Annotated in this window: 17 protein-coding genes; 14 read left to right on the top strand and 3 right to left on the bottom strand. The window is 46.4% G+C overall.

The genetic code is table 11. From position 1 onward, the window contains the following. The first annotated feature begins 165 nt into the window (after window positions 1-165). From VSQ62_RS24900 to VSQ62_RS24870, 7 genes are all read left to right on the top strand, one after another. Complete coding sequence (locus VSQ62_RS24900; protein WP_334637449.1) at window positions 166-873, top strand: ABC transporter ATP-binding protein; 708 nt, start codon at window positions 166-168, stop codon at window positions 871-873. 39 nt (window positions 874-912) lie between these two features. Next, window positions 913-2,484: a hypothetical protein gene (locus VSQ62_RS24895; RefSeq protein ID WP_334637448.1), complete on the top strand. Its 1,572-nt coding sequence runs from the start codon at window positions 913-915 to the stop codon at window positions 2,482-2,484. A gap of 69 nt (window positions 2,485-2,553) precedes the next feature. Beyond that, window positions 2,554-3,918 (top strand): sensor histidine kinase, encoded by a 1,365-nt coding sequence (locus VSQ62_RS24890; protein WP_334637447.1) that lies wholly within the window; start codon window positions 2,554-2,556, stop codon window positions 3,916-3,918. Between the two features lie 109 nt (window positions 3,919-4,027). After that, the gene (locus VSQ62_RS24885) at window positions 4,028-5,104 is read left to right on the top strand and encodes a CPBP family intramembrane glutamic endopeptidase (protein WP_334637446.1); all 1,077 of its coding nucleotides are present in this window, start codon (window positions 4,028-4,030) and stop codon (window positions 5,102-5,104) included. 20 nt (window positions 5,105-5,124) lie between these two features. Continuing rightward, window positions 5,125-5,859, top strand: coding sequence for a LytR/AlgR family response regulator transcription factor (locus VSQ62_RS24880; protein WP_334637444.1), 735 nt, complete (start codon window positions 5,125-5,127; stop codon window positions 5,857-5,859). A gap of 45 nt (window positions 5,860-5,904) precedes the next feature. After that, complete coding sequence (locus tag VSQ62_RS24875; RefSeq protein WP_334637443.1) at window positions 5,905-6,765, top strand: ABC transporter ATP-binding protein; 861 nt, start codon at window positions 5,905-5,907, stop codon at window positions 6,763-6,765. Window positions 6,766-6,782: 17 nt separating this feature from the next. Continuing rightward, on the top strand, window positions 6,783-7,526 hold the full coding sequence (locus VSQ62_RS24870; protein WP_334637441.1) for an ABC transporter permease: 744 nt from the start codon (window positions 6,783-6,785) through the stop codon (window positions 7,524-7,526). 344 nt (window positions 7,527-7,870) lie between these two features. Here the strand turns inward: VSQ62_RS24870 and VSQ62_RS24865 are convergent, their stop codons facing one another. Both VSQ62_RS24865 and VSQ62_RS24860 read right to left on the bottom strand, forming a co-directional pair. Next, a complete protein-coding gene (locus VSQ62_RS24865; protein WP_334637440.1) occupies window positions 7,871-8,764 on the bottom strand; it encodes a VanZ family protein in 894 nt (297 codons plus the stop codon). After that, window positions 8,761-9,555, bottom strand: a complete 795-nt coding sequence (locus tag VSQ62_RS24860) for an HAD family hydrolase (protein WP_334637439.1) — start codon at window positions 9,553-9,555, stop codon at window positions 8,761-8,763. Before VSQ62_RS24860 ends, VSQ62_RS24865 begins: the two co-directional genes overlap by 4 nt. 146 nt (window positions 9,556-9,701) lie before the next feature. Here VSQ62_RS24860 and rpiB point away from each other — a divergent pair, with 146 nt between their 5' ends. The 3 genes from rpiB (at window position 9,702) to VSQ62_RS24845 (ending at window position 12,658) form a co-directional block, all read left to right on the top strand. Further along, window positions 9,702-10,142 (top strand): ribose 5-phosphate isomerase B, encoded by a 441-nt coding sequence (rpiB, locus tag VSQ62_RS24855; RefSeq protein ID WP_334637438.1) that lies wholly within the window; start codon window positions 9,702-9,704, stop codon window positions 10,140-10,142. Between the two features lie 275 nt (window positions 10,143-10,417). Further along, window positions 10,418-11,746, top strand: coding sequence for an extracellular solute-binding protein (locus tag VSQ62_RS24850; protein WP_334637436.1), 1,329 nt, complete (start codon window positions 10,418-10,420; stop codon window positions 11,744-11,746). 81 nt (window positions 11,747-11,827) lie between these two features. Then, on the top strand, window positions 11,828-12,658 hold the full coding sequence (locus VSQ62_RS24845; RefSeq protein WP_334637435.1) for a carbohydrate ABC transporter permease: 831 nt from the start codon (window positions 11,828-11,830) through the stop codon (window positions 12,656-12,658). 186 nt (window positions 12,659-12,844) lie between these two features. On the opposite strand, the gene VSQ62_RS24840 is transcribed toward VSQ62_RS24845, so the two are convergent. Then, window positions 12,845-14,170, bottom strand: coding sequence for an IS4 family transposase (locus VSQ62_RS24840; protein ID WP_334637434.1), 1,326 nt, complete (start codon window positions 14,168-14,170; stop codon window positions 12,845-12,847). Window positions 14,171-14,461: 291 nt separating this feature from the next. Here VSQ62_RS24840 and VSQ62_RS24835 point away from each other — a divergent pair, with 291 nt between their 5' ends. From VSQ62_RS24835 to arfA, 4 genes are all read left to right on the top strand, one after another. Beyond that, window positions 14,462-15,298, top strand: a complete 837-nt coding sequence (locus tag VSQ62_RS24835; protein ID WP_334637433.1) for a carbohydrate ABC transporter permease — start codon at window positions 14,462-14,464, stop codon at window positions 15,296-15,298. 4 nt (window positions 15,299-15,302) lie between these two features. Further along, on the top strand, window positions 15,303-15,998 hold the full coding sequence (locus tag VSQ62_RS24830) for an SDR family NAD(P)-dependent oxidoreductase (protein WP_334637432.1): 696 nt from the start codon (window positions 15,303-15,305) through the stop codon (window positions 15,996-15,998). Between the two features lie 74 nt (window positions 15,999-16,072). Continuing rightward, window positions 16,073-17,026, top strand: a complete 954-nt coding sequence (locus tag VSQ62_RS24825; protein ID WP_334637431.1) for a sugar-binding transcriptional regulator — start codon at window positions 16,073-16,075, stop codon at window positions 17,024-17,026. Between the two features lie 16 nt (window positions 17,027-17,042). Beyond that, the gene (gene arfA, locus VSQ62_RS24820) at window positions 17,043-18,542 is read left to right on the top strand and encodes an arabinosylfuranosidase ArfA (RefSeq protein ID WP_334637430.1); all 1,500 of its coding nucleotides are present in this window, start codon (window positions 17,043-17,045) and stop codon (window positions 18,540-18,542) included. Window positions 18,543-18,560 lie beyond the last annotated feature (18 nt).

Raw genomic sequence — 18,560 nt, 5'->3', positions numbered from 1 at the left:
TATTTAGAAATATTTCTAAATAGATAATATCACAGCAAATAGAAAATATCAACACCTATTTAGAAAAAAATCTAAATAGCTATGAAATGTTATATATTAGAGGATGACATTTTCGGCTGAAATATATATAATATCTACTATAAAGACGAGAAAGAAGGAACACATATGAGATTTACGATTGAACACCTATCCAAGCATTTTGAGAACAAAGAGGTACTCCATGACATTGATTTCACATTTGAAAGCGGGAAGATCTACGGTCTTCTGGGCCGTAACGGAGCGGGAAAGACGACGCTTTTTAACTGTCTGAACCGGGATATGAAGGCGGATGGCGGCAGTTTCTGTCTGGAAACCGAAGGGCAGAGGAAGGATATCGTGCCGGAGGATATCGGGTATGTCTTGTCTACGCCGACGGTGCCGGAGTTCCTGACCGGACGGGAATTTCTCCTGTTCTTTTTACAGATCCACGGAGAGAGTATCAAGGATAAGGCAAGCACGGATGCGTATTTTGATTATATGAGCATTGCTTTTGAAGACAGGGACAAGCTGCTCAAGGATTATTCCCACGGTATGAAGAATAAGATGCAGATGTTGGTCAATATCATTGCAAAGCCCAATATTCTGCTGTTAGATGAACCGCTGACCTCACTGGACGTAGTGGTGGCGGAAGAGATGAAGCAGATCCTCCGCGGGCTGAAGAAAGACAGGATCATTATTGTCTCTACACATATCATGGATCTTGCGCTGGATCTCTGTGATGAGATCGTATTGCTGAATCACGGGGTATTGACAGAGGTAGACAAGACAGATATGGACAGCCAGGAATTCAAGGAGAAGATTCTGGCGGCGCTTCGGGATAACGCGGCAGTGTAACGATGTAGAGATTTTCAGCGAGACAATGAGGAGACAGATATGAACAAAACATTTAAGATAGCATTTTCCCTTAGGAATACATACCGTGTCAACACGATCCTGTATTCTCTGAAACAGATTCCCCTGATTAAGCGGCTGCTCCCGCAGGAATTATACCGGGATCCGGACTTTAAGCTTCTTGGAGAGATCTTATCCGGGATCTGGGAGTTCATCAAGGCGTTCCTGGGGAAATTCCTGTATTTTCTGCTGATGGTCACATTGGCAGCGGGACTTTATGAGACTGCGCCGACAGGACAGATATTTCTGCATATCTATGTACTGCTGACTCTGATCGGGGCGCTTCTGAACACCTATATATTCAATCCGACGAAGGACAAATACTACGCGCTGATCCTTCTTCGGATGAATGCCAGAGAGTATGCGCTGGTCACATACGGATATGAGATGGCGAAGGTCTTAGCCGGTTATACAATCTTCGGTATGATCTTCGGGAAAATGTGCGGGCTGATGCTGTGGCAATGCCTGCTGCTTCCGTTTGCGGCGGCAGGTATCAAATCATCGGTGGTCGCCTATTCCCTGCGGGATTATGAGCGGACGGGACGGGCTGTGAGTGAGAACGAGGTGGGCGTGAAAGAATGGCTTGTGATCGCCGGATTCCTGGCGGCGGCTTACGGGCTTCCGGCCATAGGCTGGGTGCTTCCGGCGGCAGTAAGCGCCGGGATCCTGATATGCGGGATCCTGCTTGGCCTTCTGTCGGTTCGCAAGATCTGGACCTTCGGGGAATTCCGGGAGGTCTATCAGCAACTTCTGATACAGTATATGAGCCAGATAGAGCAGGCCAGGAATTCAGTCAAGAAGAAAAGCGAGAAGGCGATACAGATCGGGGATACATCCGGCAGCAACCGTAGAGGGTTCGAGTATCTGAATGAGTTGTTTATCAAACGTCACCGGAAGATACTCTGGAGATCTGCGGAGAGGATCGCGCTGGTCAGCCTGGGCATCGTATGTGTATGCATTCTGGGAATCTTATTCGTGCCGGAGGTCAAGAGCACGATCAATCATCTGGTGATGACCAATCTGCCTTATTTTGTATTTATTATGTATTGGGTAAACAGAGGGACAGGATTTACCAATGTGCTGTTCATGAACTGCGACCACAGTCTCCTGACCTATTCCTTCTATAAGCGGCCGGAATGTATCTTGAAGCTGTTCAGGATACGGCTTCGGGAGATCATGAAGGTGAATCTTCTCCCGGCATCCGTCATCGGGGCGGGGCTTGCCGCCATGCTCTATGTGTCGGGCGGGACCAGCGAACCGCTTAACTATGTGATGCTGATCGTCTCGATCCTGTTTATGAGTATGTTCTTCTCCGTACATTATCTGACGATCTACTATCTCCTGCAGCCTTACAATGCAGGGACGGAGATCAAGAGCGGAACTTACCGGATCGTGGTGCTGGCGACTTATTTTGTCTGCTGCGGCTTTATGCAGGTTCGGATACCGACATTCGCATTTGCCCTGGGAACCATCATCTTCTGCGCTGCTTATTGTATCGCGGCATGCGTGCTGGTCTACCGGTTTGCCCCTAAGACCTTCCGGATTCGGGCGTGATAGCACACCGGCTGTGGATGGAGGATAACAGGGCAGTTTGTCCGAATTGTTACGTTGGAGGAGTGTGAAATGACATTTTTCGAGATTATGTGCGCGAATATTTTGAGTGTGGGGATGACAGCGATTTTCTATCTATGTGCATCGCTTCTGCTTCTGGGGGATATCCCGTATAAGAACAGGAAACATTATTATTCTATTTTTGGCGCAGGGATGCTGTATATTTTCGCACTCTCGCTCGCCGGAACGATTTTTTTCAAAACAGGATTGTTCGCTACGCCCCACAACGGAGGAGAGACGGTATTCGATTATATTACGATCTGCGCAATGATGCTGTTCCTGCGGGTGATGTATGAGAAATCATGGGGGACATATCTGGCGACGTCGGTTTTTCTGCATATAATGTATGACTTTGGATGGAATCTGGCAGATGTATTTGCACCTAATAAGTTTTATCATCTGGAACATATGTCTGACCGAAGGCAATATCTGTTCTATGAGTGGGTCGTGGTTCCGTTCTGTCTCTTCCTGGTGCTCCTGCTCCTGTATAAGACGAGGGCAGGGAAATTATTCGGGCAATGGGAAGAGCAGAAGCTGAAGAATACAGTGTTGGTATTCCTGGGGCTGTATCCGGTGATACAGCAGGCCGTGCAGGAGGCGGTTGAGATCAGTGCAAAGGATATGGGTTATAATCCGGCGACTGCGGTGATATTTCTGCTGATCATATATATGATCTTCATCTATACCGGACGTGAGGAGATGCAGCAGCGGCGGATTGAGGAGCAGAACATAAGCCTTAAGCAGCAGGGAGCGTATATCGAGAGTCTGGAAAGCCTGCAAAGAGAGGTACGGCGGTTCCGGCATGATTTCAAGAATATGATGTCGGGGATGTACCTGCAGGCGGAAGAGGGTAACCTTGAGGCAATCCAGGGTTATATCCAGGAGATGACGGAGGATTTTGACCTGCAGGTAGGCAGCCAGATCCGGCTGATGAACCAGCTCGCCAATATCCGTGTGACGGAAGTGAAGGGATTGTTCCTGGAGAAAATGAAGATCATGCAGGAGGAAGAGATCCGTTGGGAGCTGGAGGTTCTGAGACCTTTTGAAATGACGAGGCTTCGCAGTACAGACCTGTGCCGCTGCCTGGGGATCCTTCTTGATAACGCGATTGAGGAAGTGAAGGGCAGGGAAGACGGGCGGATTCATATTATGATCAGCAGCCAGAATGATTATACGACATTCCGGATAAAGAATACGCTGTATTCGGCGGTAGATTTCCATAAGCTTGGAGATCACGGGTATTCGTCTAAAGGACAGGGCAGGGGAATCGGTCTTAGCAATTATAAGAAGATTCTTGCTAAGTATGAGAGGGCGATGCCTTTTACAACGATCCGTGACGGATATTTTATACAGGAATTGAAGATCCAGGAGGGATAAATTACAGCTGGGGCACCAGAATGTGCTTCTTAGGCAATATCGGGCGGGGACAAAGTAAAAATTGTTACAATATAGTTGTCGATTATTATTAGTTTTAGGAGGAAAAATAATGGGTTCAAGAACAGAAAAACGACAACTTACAATTTTTGCATTGATTGCTTATGGGATCCCGTATTTGCTGGGTATCCTGATGTGGTATGGCTATGGGAAGAAGCTGGATCTCAGTGCATTTCCCAATACACAGATGCTCTATCCGGCGCTGGGAGTGATGCTTGCATTTCTTCTGACACGCCGGGAGGATGCAGATATGCCTAAGGCATTCTATCGCAGTTTTACCGTGGTTACCGTGCTTTCTATCGTGGTTACAGTATGTTCGGTGCTGAAACCGGACGCGGAAATCACTATGCCCGGCGGTACGGTCTCGGTATGGCTTTTAGGCATCCAATATCTGCAGATCATAGGAAGCATTATCTGTCTGATCTGTCTGATCGCGGCAGGGAAGAGAAGGCGGGCGGCTTATGGGCTGCGGGGGAAGAACTGGAAGGCGTCGGCAGCCTGTATTCTTCTGTTTATGGCGCTGTATTTCCTACGTGCGGCAATCTCCTATGCATCTGTGGGTGAACTGGCTTCCTTTGGGGCGATCATGAAGAATCTGCAGTCATGGATGTACATGGGATTTATGCCTGTGAACTTCCTGCTTGCTTATATTGCATTCTTCGGGGAAGAGTACGGATGGAGATATTATCTGCAGCCGATCCTTCAGAAGAAGTTCGGCCTTAGAAAAGGCGTGGTGGTCTTAGGGATCGTGTGGGGATTGTGGCATCTTCCGCTTGATTTCTTCTACTATGTGTCTCCCAAGGATGGCCTGCCAATGACAGTCAGCCAGGTGATCACCTGTGTGTCGCTGGGCATCTTCATGGGATTTGCTTACATGAAGACGGAGAACATATGGGTGCCCGTGGTCATGCATTTCTTGAATAATAATCTGATACTGGTGATCTCCGGGGATATGTCCGTGGAGGTGCTGTCGAACCAGACGGTATCCTGGAGTGATATCCCGCTTGCGCTTCTGGTGAACGGGGTGCTCTTTGGGGTATTTATCTTCGCAAAGGAGTACCGCGGGAAGAGATCGGCAGGGGCAGAGGCCGTTGGTTTACACCGGCCGGTGCAGCCATTGATTGAGTGAAAAAAGGGAGGGATATACCTATGCTTCCGGTATATATATGTGAAGATGAGCCTGAGATACGTGCTGCGCAGAGGGAATATCTGGAGAAATTAATACTGATCGAGGGATATGACATGGAGATCGTTATGTGCAGCGGACATCCAGAGGATATCGTTGAAGCGGTGAAGGAATCTCCCGGACGCGGGATCTATTTCCTGGATATTGAGCTGAGGGGGGAGTCTATGGACGGCTTCGGGCTTGGCAAGGAGATCCGGAAGCTGGATTCGCGGGGATTCCTGATCTATGTGACGGCTTTTCAGGATCTTGCGTTCGAGACTTTCAGGTATCATCTGGAAGCGTTGGATTATATTGTAAAGGGTAATGTCCGGAAGATGCAGGAGGGAATCCGCCGCTGCCTCAAAGTGATCACGGAGCGGATGCGTGAGGAAAAGGGAGAAGAGCGGGAATATTTCTCCGTGAAGGTTATGGATGTCGTCAAGCATATACCGGTGGATGAGATCATTTTCTTCGAGACCTCGGGGCGGACGCATCGGATCGAACTGCACGGACTCCATGACAGAATTGATTTTATCGGGAGTATGCAGGAATTGGAGGAGAAGCTTGGGGAGAGGTTCATGAGGGTCCACAGGGCGTATCTTGTGAATGTGGACCAGATTGCGGAGCTTGATCTTAAGGGCAGGGAGATCCGGATGAAAAATGGGGAGAAGTGTATCTTTTCGAGGAATATGAAGGGGGCTCTGCTTGAGAGGATATGAGAGGGAGCCAGGATTTTAAGAGAAGGAAAATAGGAGATTTAGCATATGGAACAAAACGTATTACTTCAATTGTCGCATATTTCCAAGCGCTATAAGACGGAGCTGGCGCTTAAGGATATTAACATGGAGCTGCATCCGGGAGAGATCCTTGGGTTCCTGGGACCGTCAGGAGCCGGTAAGACCACAACGATCAAGATCATCACAGGACAGCTTCGGCAGACCTCCGGGGAGGCGAGGATCCTGGGGACAGATTCAGCCAATATTGATGCTTCGATCTATGAGAGGATCGGTGTGGTGTCTGATGACAGCGGTATCTATGAGAAGATGACGGTAGGGCAGAACCTGAATATGTTTGCGAAGATCTGGCGCGTGCCGCGGACAAGAGTGGAGGAAGTCTTAAGACAGGTCGATCTGTCTGAACATAGTAAGAAGCAGGCAGGTAAGCTGTCGAAGGGGCAGAAGCAGCGTTTGGTTCTTGCCAGGGCAGTCCTTCATAAGCCGAGGATCCTGTTCCTGGATGAGCCTACAAGCGGCCTGGACCCGACGACGGCGGTTGAGATCCACAAGATGCTGTTGGATCTCAAGAAGGAAGGGATGGCAATATTCCTGACGACCCATAATATGGAAGAAGCAACGAAGCTGTGCGACAATGTTGCGCTTCTATATCAGGGGGAAATCGTAGAATTCGGATCGCCACAGGAACTTTGCCTGAAGTACAATCATGATAAGAGATATCAGATTCTTCTGGATGACAGAAAAGAGATCATATTGGAGCAGTCACCTGAGAATATCAGAAAGATTGCGGAATGGATGGAGAAGGATCAGGTACAGTGTATACATTCATGCGAACCGACGTTGGAAAGTGTATTTCTGCAGGTAACGGGAAAGACATTGAATGCATGGTAGGAAGGAGTGGAAATAATATGGGAAATATGAATAAGCTGGCAGCGGTAGCGCAGATCAAATGGCTCTGTATGAGCCAGAATACAGCAGTCGTGATAGGACCGTTCATGGTGATCGGCATGGTTTGGGGATTCAAGATTCTATACAGCAATTTTGGTCCGAACGGAGAGCTGATACCTATCATGATGGCGATGCTCCTGAACCTTGGCGTCACCATGAATATCTGCATAAATGGTTTCCTGATGGTGGGGACAGCAATTGCAGAAGAAAAGGAGAAGCACACCTTACGTGTACTGATGACTTCCTCTGTCACGGGAATGCAGTATTTTATCGGAAGTATTCTGTATCCGTTCGTTCTTACAGTGGTGATCAATTTTGCCATATTGTGGGTCAGCGGGATTGAGATGGGGCAGGTGTCGGTTCCGGTATTTTTCCTGGTGAGCGTGATCGCTTCGCTGATAAGCTGCGTGATCGGTATGATCGTGGGAATCTGTGCCAGTACCCAGATGAACGCTAATCTGATCGGGTATCCGCTGATGATGGTATTTATGATGGTGCCTATATTGGGGAATCTGTCGGAAGGACTTCGCAGGATATCCGGGTTTCTGTTCACGGGAGTGGTGACGCAGATGACGGATTGCTTCGCCAATGGGGCAGAGTATAAGATGGAAGCGCTAGATATTGCAGTGCTGTTTGGGGAATTGATCATAAGTGTGCTGGTGTTCCTGGTGATGTATCGGAAGAATGGGTATGAGAAGGATTAAGGTGTGGGGGCTTGTGCGGTTGGAATGATTGTTCGAAGGTGACGGCAGTTCGGAGCTGTCCTTCCTCACACAGACCGGGCAACGCGCCAACGAACTAACGCCTAACTGCGACTAAGACATTCGGGAGAGCCCTCATGCCTAAGTCTTCGTAAGGCGTGGATTTCGTTTCTGCTAAAGACGCCCTAGAACGTCTGCTTAGAGGAAGGACAGCTCCGAACTGCCTGTACACTGGAAATGGATTTCCAGCCGTACAGGCGGGAGGTTGTATTTTTTGTGCCGTGTAACGAGTCGGGCGAGAATGTTTATGTGTACATTTGGCAGTTGTTGTGTGACTGAGATCTTAATTATGGTTTTGTTTGGGCGGATACTCGTTTTATGGGGCGGGCGTTGGCGGATCTGGATTGTGAGGGCTTGCGGCGTGCGGGTATTTGTTCTGAGCGTTCAGTTCTCGCCTGTGTTGACTTTGATTTTGAAGCCTGCCGTGCGGGTTTGTCGCGTTCGGTTCTAGAGAGGGCTTGGCCTTGGTCGGTACTTTTGCGGCGTTTGGGGGCGGAGCGTTTTGAATCGGACCGGCGTTCTTCGGCGGAATAGAGTTCGGTGCGGCGGCGTTCTTCGGCGAAATGCCTTGCTTCAGCCCTCCGGCGTTCGGCGGCCCTGAAGCGGGCGAGTTCCCGCCGATCGCGTTCCCGCTCTTCCGCCTGCCGGCGGGCCATCTCCTTCCTTCGCGCCCGTTCTTCCATGCGCTGTGCGACTCGGAAGGGAGCCAGGAAGGTCCAACAGATGACCCGGACGGTTATAATACCGAAAAATGCACCGATACTGTCGATCATAACGTCCTTCTTGGAAGGACCGCGCCCGTCGACGAAGGATTGGTGGTACTCGTCTCCGGCGGCAAAGCCTACGCAGATCAGTCCGGCGACCAGCATCAAAGGGAATCCCCGCAGCCCATATACATAGAACGGGAATGAAACGGCGATCGCCAGACAGAAATACTCTGTCATGTGGGCAAGCTTCCGGACGGGATATTCAATCCGTTTGGCATAATAACCAAGCTGATCATCCGATATCCCAACGTCAAAAGTATCGTTCCCGATCTCAACAATCTTATAGCTTACGGTATAGCTCAAGCTTCCGGAAGCCTCGCCGGATTGCGCCGAGAAGCTGTAGATCACATACATCATACATATGGCAGGCAGAAATGACAGCGGCTTCAGGAAAAATAATATTAACTTCTTCATGAAATGATCCCTCCAAGCTTCTTAAGAAAATCTTCCAAGACATCTTCTACAGAATCCGTGGTATGAACTGCATATTCCTTAATACCGGGCGCTCCGTCGGACATAGCGTAGCTGCATCCGGCAAACTGGAGCATCTCTACATCGTTATACTGGTCACCGAATGCCATGCATTCCTCGGGCCTGATTCCAAGGTGGGCTGCAAGGTCCGCAAGAGCAGTTCCCTTATTGGCGTTCGGCGCGATAAAGTCAATCCAGATCAAACCAGACGTAACGACCTTGATCTCATCGCGGAATAATTCCTGGAAATATGCTTCTATATCATCCGTGCCGGCAAAATCACAGATAGCGACCTTCAGAAAAGGTTCTGTGACATCAGCCAGATCGTCTACGGTTCTTAAGTCGTAGTGCAGGACCTCCTGTATGTGCCGGATGAATGCCGGATCCTTGGAATCCGTATAGCATGCGGATTCGCAGGACAGGAGGCAATGGCATCCGCCGCGTTCCCGGACGGCCCGGAAGATGCGAAGGCCCAGATCCCTGTCGATCAGCCCTCTGGAAATAACCTGGTTATTGCAGATACACAGGGAACCATTCTCCGCTATGTAGAAGATATCATCCTTGACGGGTGCGAAGAGAAGCTTGAGGTTATAGTGCTGCCTTCCGCTTGCCGCCGCGAAGCGTACCCCATGCTCCTTTAGTTTCCTGATAATATCATATATCTTGGGATTAAGCTTCTGGGCGCCGTTTTTCAATAATGTGCCGTCCAGATCGCTTGCGATTAATTTTATCATATTTTCTCCTTAAAAATGGCTGCTTTTCGGTGTTTTGCGCGTCCCCAGGTCAAGTGTTTCATGCCTGCATGAAACACTTGACCTTTTGACGCTTGTATCATATTATAATATAAAAATAAGATGAATGGAAGAGAGGAAATGTATAAATGAAGATTGGAATCGGAAATGATCATGCAGCAGTTGTGATGAAGAATGAGATTGCAGCATATCTTGAAGAATTGGGATATGAAGTTGCAGACTTCGGAACAGACAGCGAGACAAGCTGCTGTTACGCGGAATACGGGGAGAAGGTTGCAAGGGCAGTTGCGGCAAAAGACGTGGATCTGGGGATCTTGATCTGCGGGACAGGTGTTGGGATCTCCCTTGCAGCCAACAAGGTGAAGGGAATCAGGGCGGCGGTGTGTTCGGAGCCGTGTACGGCAAGACTGTCGAGGCAGCATAATAATGCGAATGTTCTTGCGTTTGGTGCGAGGATCATAGGGATCGAGACAGCCAAGGAGATCGTGAAGGCGTGGCTTGACGCGGAGTTTGAAGGCGGAAGGCATCAGACCAGGGTGGATATGATCATGGCGATTGAGGAGAAGTAAGAAGCTTTGTTTTTTCTCTTAGGCAAAGGAAGCCGGGAATCTTTTTAGGTTCCCGGCTTTTTTTGCGCCAGGAAATTGTTGGTAAAAATATGCTAATTTTTTTGTAATAATCCATGGTATTTATAACATATATACAAATTCTGAAGTCGAATTTTGTAGAAAAAGTGAATAGATTACCATAGTGAATTATGCTATATTTTAGATGTAAACTAATTCACTATAATTTACAAAATTAATTCACTATCAGTAATTGATAGGCAAAGGGAGGTCAAAGAATGATGAGAAAAGTTTCCAAGATGGCAACCGTATTTGCAATGATAGCTGCTCTAGGTGTTGGAATGGCAGGCTGTAGTGTGAATACAAAGACGTCCGGCAGTTCGGATGATTCGGCACAGGATAATACGTCTACAGGAGATGAGAAAGTGATCACTATGTGGCATATCCAGACGCAGGATACTGTAGCGAAGACAATTGAGGATTCGATGAAGCGGTTTGAAGAAGCGAATCCGGGTTACAAAGTGGACATAGTTGCCATGGCGAATGACGCTTATAAGACGAAGCTGGTAACGGCTATGGCAGCAGGTGAACTTCCGGATATTTTTATCCATTGGACCGGCGGCCCGATGACATCGTATGTAGATGCAGATGCGCTCTATGATTTGACAGATTTAATGAACGCAGATAATTACAAGGATCAGTTTTTGGATGCATCTATAGCTCAGGCGACTTATCAGGATAAGATATGGGCGGTTCCGGTAGAGAATGTATCCCCGGCACTTTTGTATTATAACAAAGAGATGTTTAAAGAATACGATCTTAATCCGCCGACAACTCTTGATGAGTTTGAACAGGTTTGCGATGCATTGTTGGAGAAAGATGTGATTCCGATAGCGTTGGCGAATAAGACCAAATGGACCGGATCCATTATCTATGGATACATATTAGACAGAATTGCAGGCGCGCAGGCCTTTGAAGACGGGTATAACGGAGAGAAGAGTTTTACAGAAGACGACTATATTAAAGCAGCACAGAAGTTCCAGGAATGGGCAGAAAAAGGATACTTCGGGGATGATTTCAATGCATTAGATTATGATTCCGGACAGGATCGGAACTTGTTATACAATGATGAGGCAGGAATGTATATTATGGGCGGATGGTTCCTCTTTACGGCACAGGGCGAAGCACCGGACTACATTGATAAGATTGGTATCATTCAGTTCCCGGCTGACACGAATGGAAAAGGAAGCGCGGCAGACTATATCGGCACAATCGGAGATAACTTTTATTCTGTAGCAAAGTCATCTAAGGAACCGGAGATGGCATTTGAAGCAATCAAATATCTTTTGGATGATACTGCGGTAGAGGAAAGAATTGCAGAAGGAAAGATCCCGCCGTTAAAGGATATAGAACTGACGGATGATCTTAGCATTGCGATCAGTGATGCGGCGCAGTCTGCCGAGCATATGCAGTTATGGCTGGATCAGTATCTCCCGAATGAACAGGCAGAGGTTCATAAGGATGCATTGCAGCAGCTTTTGGATGGTTCGATCACCCCGGAAGAGTACGGTAAGATGATGGATGATACGATTGCAGATTTGAAGTAGTATTTAACCATGGGACTGCCGGGAAATGGTTTTCAATACAGTATTTCCCGGCGGCCCAATCATTAAAATGGGGGGAAGCATATGAAACGACAAGACTTAGCTTCAAGAAGAAGGCGTGCTGTCAATAGAGTTTCTATTGCGTTTTTACTGCCAACCTGTTTCTTTTTGGTTTTATTTATTTTCCGTTCGGTCATCTTTACGTTTGATATCAGCACTCTTGATTGGAACGGAGTAACGGCTGAGGGGACTTTTATAGGCCTGGAGAATTGGAAAGTATTACTTCATGATACAAAATTCTGGAATGCAGTAAAAAATAATGTGATTATGGTAATCAGTTGTATTGTAATACAGATGCCGATAGCGATGCTTCTGGCGTTTTTGATCGACGGATTGTTACATGGTGCGAAACTGATAAAAGCGGCGTACTTTTTGCCTCTGCTTATGAGTTCTGTAGCGATCGGATTCTTGTTCCGCCAGTTATTTGAGGTTAAATATGGGCTTGCGGGTGTTATAATGCGGCTATTCATGGACAAGCCTTTCAATCTTTTGTCGTCGGGTTCAACAGCGCTTGCGGCGGTGATCTTGGTTATTTCATGGCAGTACGTACCGTTCTATATGTTATATTATTATGCCGGGATCACTACGATTTCAACAGATATTTATGAGGCGGCTGTCATAGACGGCTCTACCAGAACACAATATATATTCAAAGTAGCGATTCCTATGATGTCTGATACGATAAAGAGTGCTGTAATCATGTGTATGGTAGGTTCATTAAAGTATTTCGATCTCATATATGTTATGACAGAAGGCGGACCTTCCGGCAAAACGGAGCTGATGGCCACTTATATGTATAAGAATGCATTCACGAGCATGAAGATGGGTTATGGTTCAGCGATCAATGTCATTTAGTTAAGGGCGAAAGAAATGTGTGCCGCTTTTTCCAAAGGGCCAATGGGCAGGGAAAATGGAAGTGCCAGAAAGAATCCAGGGATATTTTTCATCCTGTATCACTTAGAATGGAATAGAATTGCATGGCAAACAAGCAGATTTACATCTGCCTCATAAAAAGGTATTATAGGTATTAATGGAACTGCTTTATGCTGCCCGGTATATAAAGTACCGTGGTTTTCGGAAGTGTGCTGTCTGAAGGCGTGGGTACCGTCGGTCATTCCGGACAGGGATAAGCTCCTTTTGAAGCAGTGACATTACATCTATAGGGTTTTCCCCCGTGTGCAGACGGAGGGAGACCCTACAAATATGTGCAGCCATACTGAAATTTACTTTATATTCATGTTTGGTCTGGCCATGCCTGATGACCGTAAGGCTGATAAGGGTTTCCGTTATGTTGTATGCAATCAGTTTTGCCCATATTTCCTGTTTGATGTATTCCGGCTTGTATGCGTGGAAATTACTTAAGCCTATGGTATATTTCAGCTTACGGAAGGAGCCTTCTATGGCCCATCTGGAAAAATACAGGAGTTTTATCCGTACCGGCGGGAATTCCTCCCTGGGCAGGTTGGTGACAATGCATTCATAAGAGTCATCGGATATGGGGAACCTTACAATACGGAAGGAGAGGTCGTAAGTATCCAGGGAGCCGTATGCCACATAGTCAAAGGAAGCATTCGCATCCACATAACGTCTGTAAAATCCTTCTTTGACAGGGATCGATTTCTTATGGCTGCGTACAAGTGTAACGTTCACCGTAATGTCAAAGGAATCCGTATCCGGGAAATCAAAATTTCCAACAAGCCCTTTGGAATGGATGTCTTTTGTGCGGAAGAGGAAATACTGTCCTTTTTCCACAACATGCGCCATGTTGTTATAGGAACAGTATCCTCTGTCGCCGATGAAGACATCCCTGGTTCCGGGCCGGGTATCGTGCCGGTCAACCATATCACAGAAAGCCCGGAATTCATCCTTTTGGTGGACGGGCTGGATGAGGGCGTCAGAATAAGTATGTTTCTGCAGGTCATAAAAAGCATTCAGGTGCATGCTGTAGAAGCCTTTTGTGGAATGTCCTTCCGATACAAAGTATTCTGGGGAAGAAAAGGAGGGCCTGCTGAAGAAGGTGAAGGTGGATCCATCTGCGGCAAGGAAACGGAAGCGGGGGTCTGCACCGTCCAGAACAGCAGAGTTGAAACAATGGAAAACGGCTTCCAGGGCTTCAGGTCGGAGTTTGGCGCGCTGCTGGTTAAAGGCGGAGGCAGATGGGGAGTCTGCCTGCAGGCCAAAGAAATCAAGCAGTTCTATCCTGGTGCTGGAAGAACCGCAGGAAACCAGGAAGGAGATGAGTTTATCCGCCCCCATTTTTCTGGAACGGGTAAAATCCCTTTCAGGAGTGACCGTATACCGGGAGATGTCGGATACAACACAGTTAACGGAATCAGTAAAAGCGGCTTTGATTTTTTCGAATGACATAAAATGTACCTCCTTGAAATTGAAATGAAGTTTCTGTTTCCAATTTCAAGGGCCGCGCTCACTACCTCTAAAATTCATCAGTAGTGAGCGCGGCCGCACATTTTAAGCTTTCTGTCAACCCCTTTGAGAGAAATTTTTAAAAAAATAGGTTAGACCCCCATTAGCAGAATCTAACCTAATACTTATCTAAATGACATTGGTTCAGCGATTGCTTCGGCAATGTTCATCATCATAACGGTTATTTCTTTGATGACTTTTAAGACCATGTACTGGAAGGGAGAGGATTAGAAGATGGTAAGAAGTAAGAAGATCACTCCTTTAAGAATTATTTCAAAATTGTTTATACTGTTTTGGGTGTTGATAACGGTGGTGCCGTTTGTGTATATGGTGATTACTTCTCTTAAGGATCAGCAGGAATTGTTCTCGGGATCTGTCTTTAAGCTTCCGAAAGTGCTGATGCTCAGTAACTATATTGAGATTCTTACAGGGAATTATTTTAACTATTTTAAGAACAGTATTGTCGTTTGTGTAGTAGGACTGATATTGATACTTACCTGTGCGGTCATGGCTTCTTACGTATTCGCGAGACTCAATTTCCGATGGGGGAATCTGATATTCAATATTGTGATTGCATGTATGGCGATTCCTATTCATGCCACATTGATCCCGGTATTTCTCTTTACAAAGCAGATGGGACTCTATGATTCTCCAATGGCGTTGATCGGTCCATATGTGGCATTCAATCTGCCGGTTTCTGTATTCATATTGACTGGGTTCATGAAAGGAATACCCAAAGAATTAGAAGAGTCTGCTGAAATCGACGGAGCCGGAAAGGTCAAGATATTTCTGAAGATTATTCTTCCGCTGTCAAAACCAGGGTTGGCAACGCTTGCAATCTATAACGGCATCAATATGTGGAATGAATTCGTATACGCATTGGTTCTTACGTCGTCTGTGTCCAAGAGAACGCTGCCTTTGGCGGTTTGGGAATATCAGGGGCAGTATGGGGTCAATATTCCTATGATCATGACCATTCTGGTGTTAACGGCATTGCCTATGATAATATTGTATATTATTTTCCAGGAGAAACTTGAAAAGGGCATGATGGCAGGAGCGGTTAAGGGATAAGAGAATGAAAAATATAGTGATTGTAGGTGTTACAGGGGGGCTTGGCAGCTGCCTTGCCAAAGAATACCTTGACGAAGGCTGTCAGGTATTTGGATTTGACATAGACGAGGGAGATATTTGCAGTTGCCTGCAAAATGAAAGATTTTCTTTTGGGGTAATGGATATTGCCAGTGATAGCTCGGTCAGTGAGAATGCAGAGAAGCTTTGCAGGAAGATCAGTCACATTGATATTTTGATTCATTGCGCGGGTATTCTCCCGCAGAACAGTGAAAGACAATTGGAAGACTTTGAAGTGAGTGAAGCGTTGGAGGTTTTTAATACGAATGCTTTGGGTCCCCTCCGAGTTACAAAGATGTTGCTGAGACTTGTGAAAGCTTCAGACGCAGGGGTAATCGTTAATATATCATCGGAAGCAGGAAGTATGCAGGCACATGCAGACTATATCATCCGTTATGATTACTGTATGTCAAAAGCGGCATTGAATATACAGAGTATCATACTTCAAAGATACCTGGAAAAGGATAAGATAAGAGTTCTGGCAGTACATCCTGGATGGATGCAGACGAAGATGGGAGGGCAGGAAGCGCCTCTTAAGCCGTCTGATTCGGCAAAACAGATAAAAAGACTGATAACCCGGCATCAATATGACTACCATAACAGGGTGCTTATGGATTATAATGATAAGATAAGGCCCTGGTAATATCTGGAACTTTTGAACAACGGATCTCTATGCCAGCGTGCCTGAATGCGAAAGAAAAGGAAGGTAGCCCAATTATGGAAGGTAAGGAAAGGTTGTTAGTGGAAGTTTCGAAAATGTATTACTATTATGGGTATAGCCAGAAGAAAATTGCTGAGATTATTAATTTATCCCGCGCCTATGTATGTCAGCTTCTGGATGCGGCTCGAAGGGAAGGCATTGTGGAGATAAAGGTGAGGGAGTATTCCATGGATGACGGGCATATGGAATATTGGCTGAAAGAGAAATATGGCTTAAAGAATGTTAAAGTTTTTAAGAACCAAAATTTTCTGGATAAAGATAAGATGATAAAAGCGATGGCGGAGACGGTTAGTCAGTTGTTTGGTGAATTAGTTTCGGATGGAGCGACCATTGCTTTTACATGGGGAAATACTTTGTATCGTATATCCAAAGAGATTGAGGTGGAGAGAGAGTATAAGAACATAAGAGTGATCCCCCTGTCAGGCGGTATGGGTAATATTGAGAAGAATATCTATGTGTCGGAGATCTCTACGAATTTTGCGCAGGCATTCAATGGTACACCCTATGTGATTCCGCTGCCGGTACTTGTGGAGAACAATAAGATAAAGGAATCCATATATTCTGATTCAGTAGTTGCCGGACTTCTGAATATGTGGGAGAAAGTGGACGTTGCAGTCTTTACGGTGGGCGACCTGGGAGAAGACAACGCAATGTTCCGGAATGGCTTTATAGATAAAAATGATTTGAAAAAGCTGAGAAAAAATGGGTTAGCTGGAGATTTTTGTACACATTTTCTGGATAAAGAGGGAGAAGTGTGTGATATGGCGTATGATGACAGGACAATATCCATATCCCTCCAGGATCTCAAGAAGATACCCAACAAAATCTGTGTGGTTTACGATGTATCCAAAGCAATGATTCTGCGCAGTGTTCTGAAAAAGGGATACATAGATCATCTCTTTGTAGATGAAGCAACTGTTCACTTGATGAAGCTTACAGAAGAAAATTAAGGCGGGGTATTTTAAGATGAAAAAGGCGAAGGTAATTATTGATAAGGATTTTACGATTGCTGAGATTGATGAGAAGGTATTCAGCTCCTTTGTGGAGCCTTTGGGAAGATGTATCTATGGAGGCATCTATGAGCCGGGGCATGAAAGCGCGGATGAAGACGGGTTCAGGCAGGATGTTATGGAGTACATTAAGCCGTTGAATCTTACACTGAACCGGTTCCCAGGAGGTAATTTTACTTCGACCTACAGATGGGAAGATGGAATCGGCCCCAAAGAAGAACGTCCCAGAAGGGTTGAGGTTGCCTGGCAGTGTATTGAGACGAATGAATTCGGCCTGGATGAATTCGCAAAGTGGTCGGATAAGAATGGTTCTGACGTTATGATGACAGTCAATCTTGCAACCAGGGGTGTGCTGGAGGCCATGGATTGTGTGGAGTATTGTAATTTTGAGGGCGGTACGCATTGGTCTGAGATGAGAAAAAAGAATGGGTTTGAGAAGCCGTTGAATTATAAGTACTGGTGTCTGTCTAATGAAATTGATGGAATCTGGCAGGTAGGACAGAAGCCCGGCAGGGAATATGGATTGTTGGCAAAGGAAGCTGCCAAAGGAATGAAATTGATTGACAGCGAGATCAAAACAGTGCTTGCAGGATCTTCTTCACCGGGGCAGGATACGTTCCCGGCGTTCGATGTAGAAGCATTAGAGGAATCTTATGATTTTATAGATTACTTGTCTGTGCATCATTATATTGGCAATATGGAGAACGATAGCGCCAACTATCTGGCCAAACCCATGGTTACAGACCGGTATCTGGATAATGTTGCTGCAGCAATTGCATTTGTTAAAGCGAAGAAGCGAAGCGAACATGAGGTATATATTTCTTTTGATGAATTTAATACATGGCATTCGATAGCCCGTGAAGAGCGGTTTGAGAAGAAGTGGCGTGTTGCGCCGCCGCTTTTGGAAGACACGTATACGGCGGAGGATGCGCTTGCTCTGGGCGGTATGTTATTATCCGTTCTCAGACATGCAGACAGTGTTAAGATTGCGTGTGTTTCAGAGCTGGTGAATTGTATTTCACACATACGGACCAGGAATCAAGGAGGATGCTGGGTTCTTCCGCCGTATTATGCTTTTTTGCACTATACGCAGTATGGGAGAGGTACAGCGCTTCTTACGAAGGTTAATTCGGATGTCTATGACAGTAAAGATTATAAAGATGTGCCGTACTTAGATGCGCAGGCGGTTGTAGACGCGCAGGATAATATTACAGTTTTTGCAATCAACAGAAGCCTAGAGGAGCAGCTTGAGATGAGTCTGGAGCTGCGTGGCTTTGAAGGGTACAGTGTTAAGAAGCATATTGTATTAACGGCGGACGATCCGAAGGCCACCAATACAGAAGATACTCCGGATGCAGTTAAGCCTGCCGAGAATGGAAATGCGAGATGCGAAAATGGCTGTGTTAAAGCTGTCTTAGACAAGATGTCGTGGAATGTAATCTGTCTGAGTAAGTAGACGATTAAATGTAGGAGG

The sequence above is a fragment of the Sporofaciens sp. JLR.KK001 genome, assembly GCF_036941055.1.
GTDB lineage: Bacteria > Bacillota > Clostridia > Lachnospirales > Lachnospiraceae > Sporofaciens.
This window is presented reverse-complemented; position numbering and strand designations above follow the sequence as displayed.

Bases quoted from the DNA above. Each gene is read 5' to 3' on its own strand.
- VSQ62_RS24900 (WP_334637449.1), top strand. From the start codon at position 166: ATGAGATTTACGATTGAACACCTATCCAAGCATTTTGAGAACAAAGAG.
- VSQ62_RS24895 (WP_334637448.1), top strand. From the start codon at position 913: ATGAACAAAACATTTAAGATAGCATTTTCCCTTAGGAATACATACCGT.
- VSQ62_RS24890 (WP_334637447.1), top strand. From the start codon at position 2,554: ATGACATTTTTCGAGATTATGTGCGCGAATATTTTGAGTGTGGGGATG.
- VSQ62_RS24885 (WP_334637446.1), top strand. From the start codon at position 4,028: ATGGGTTCAAGAACAGAAAAACGACAACTTACAATTTTTGCATTGATT.
- VSQ62_RS24880 (WP_334637444.1), top strand. From the start codon at position 5,125: ATGCTTCCGGTATATATATGTGAAGATGAGCCTGAGATACGTGCTGCG.
- VSQ62_RS24875 (WP_334637443.1), top strand. From the start codon at position 5,905: ATGGAACAAAACGTATTACTTCAATTGTCGCATATTTCCAAGCGCTAT.
- VSQ62_RS24870 (WP_334637441.1), top strand. From the start codon at position 6,783: ATGGGAAATATGAATAAGCTGGCAGCGGTAGCGCAGATCAAATGGCTC.
- VSQ62_RS24865 (WP_334637440.1), bottom strand. From the start codon at position 8,764: ATGAAGAAGTTAATATTATTTTTCCTGAAGCCGCTGTCATTTCTGCCT.
- VSQ62_RS24860 (WP_334637439.1), bottom strand. From the start codon at position 9,555: ATGATAAAATTAATCGCAAGCGATCTGGACGGCACATTATTGAAAAAC.
- rpiB (WP_334637438.1), top strand. From the start codon at position 9,702: ATGAAGATTGGAATCGGAAATGATCATGCAGCAGTTGTGATGAAGAAT.
- VSQ62_RS24850 (WP_334637436.1), top strand. From the start codon at position 10,418: ATGATGAGAAAAGTTTCCAAGATGGCAACCGTATTTGCAATGATAGCT.
- VSQ62_RS24845 (WP_334637435.1), top strand. From the start codon at position 11,828: ATGAAACGACAAGACTTAGCTTCAAGAAGAAGGCGTGCTGTCAATAGA.
- VSQ62_RS24840 (WP_334637434.1), bottom strand. From the start codon at position 14,170: ATGTCATTCGAAAAAATCAAAGCCGCTTTTACTGATTCCGTTAACTGT.
- VSQ62_RS24835 (WP_334637433.1), top strand. From the start codon at position 14,462: ATGGTAAGAAGTAAGAAGATCACTCCTTTAAGAATTATTTCAAAATTG.
- VSQ62_RS24830 (WP_334637432.1), top strand. From the start codon at position 15,303: ATGAAAAATATAGTGATTGTAGGTGTTACAGGGGGGCTTGGCAGCTGC.
- VSQ62_RS24825 (WP_334637431.1), top strand. From the start codon at position 16,073: ATGGAAGGTAAGGAAAGGTTGTTAGTGGAAGTTTCGAAAATGTATTAC.
- arfA (WP_334637430.1), top strand. From the start codon at position 17,043: ATGAAAAAGGCGAAGGTAATTATTGATAAGGATTTTACGATTGCTGAG.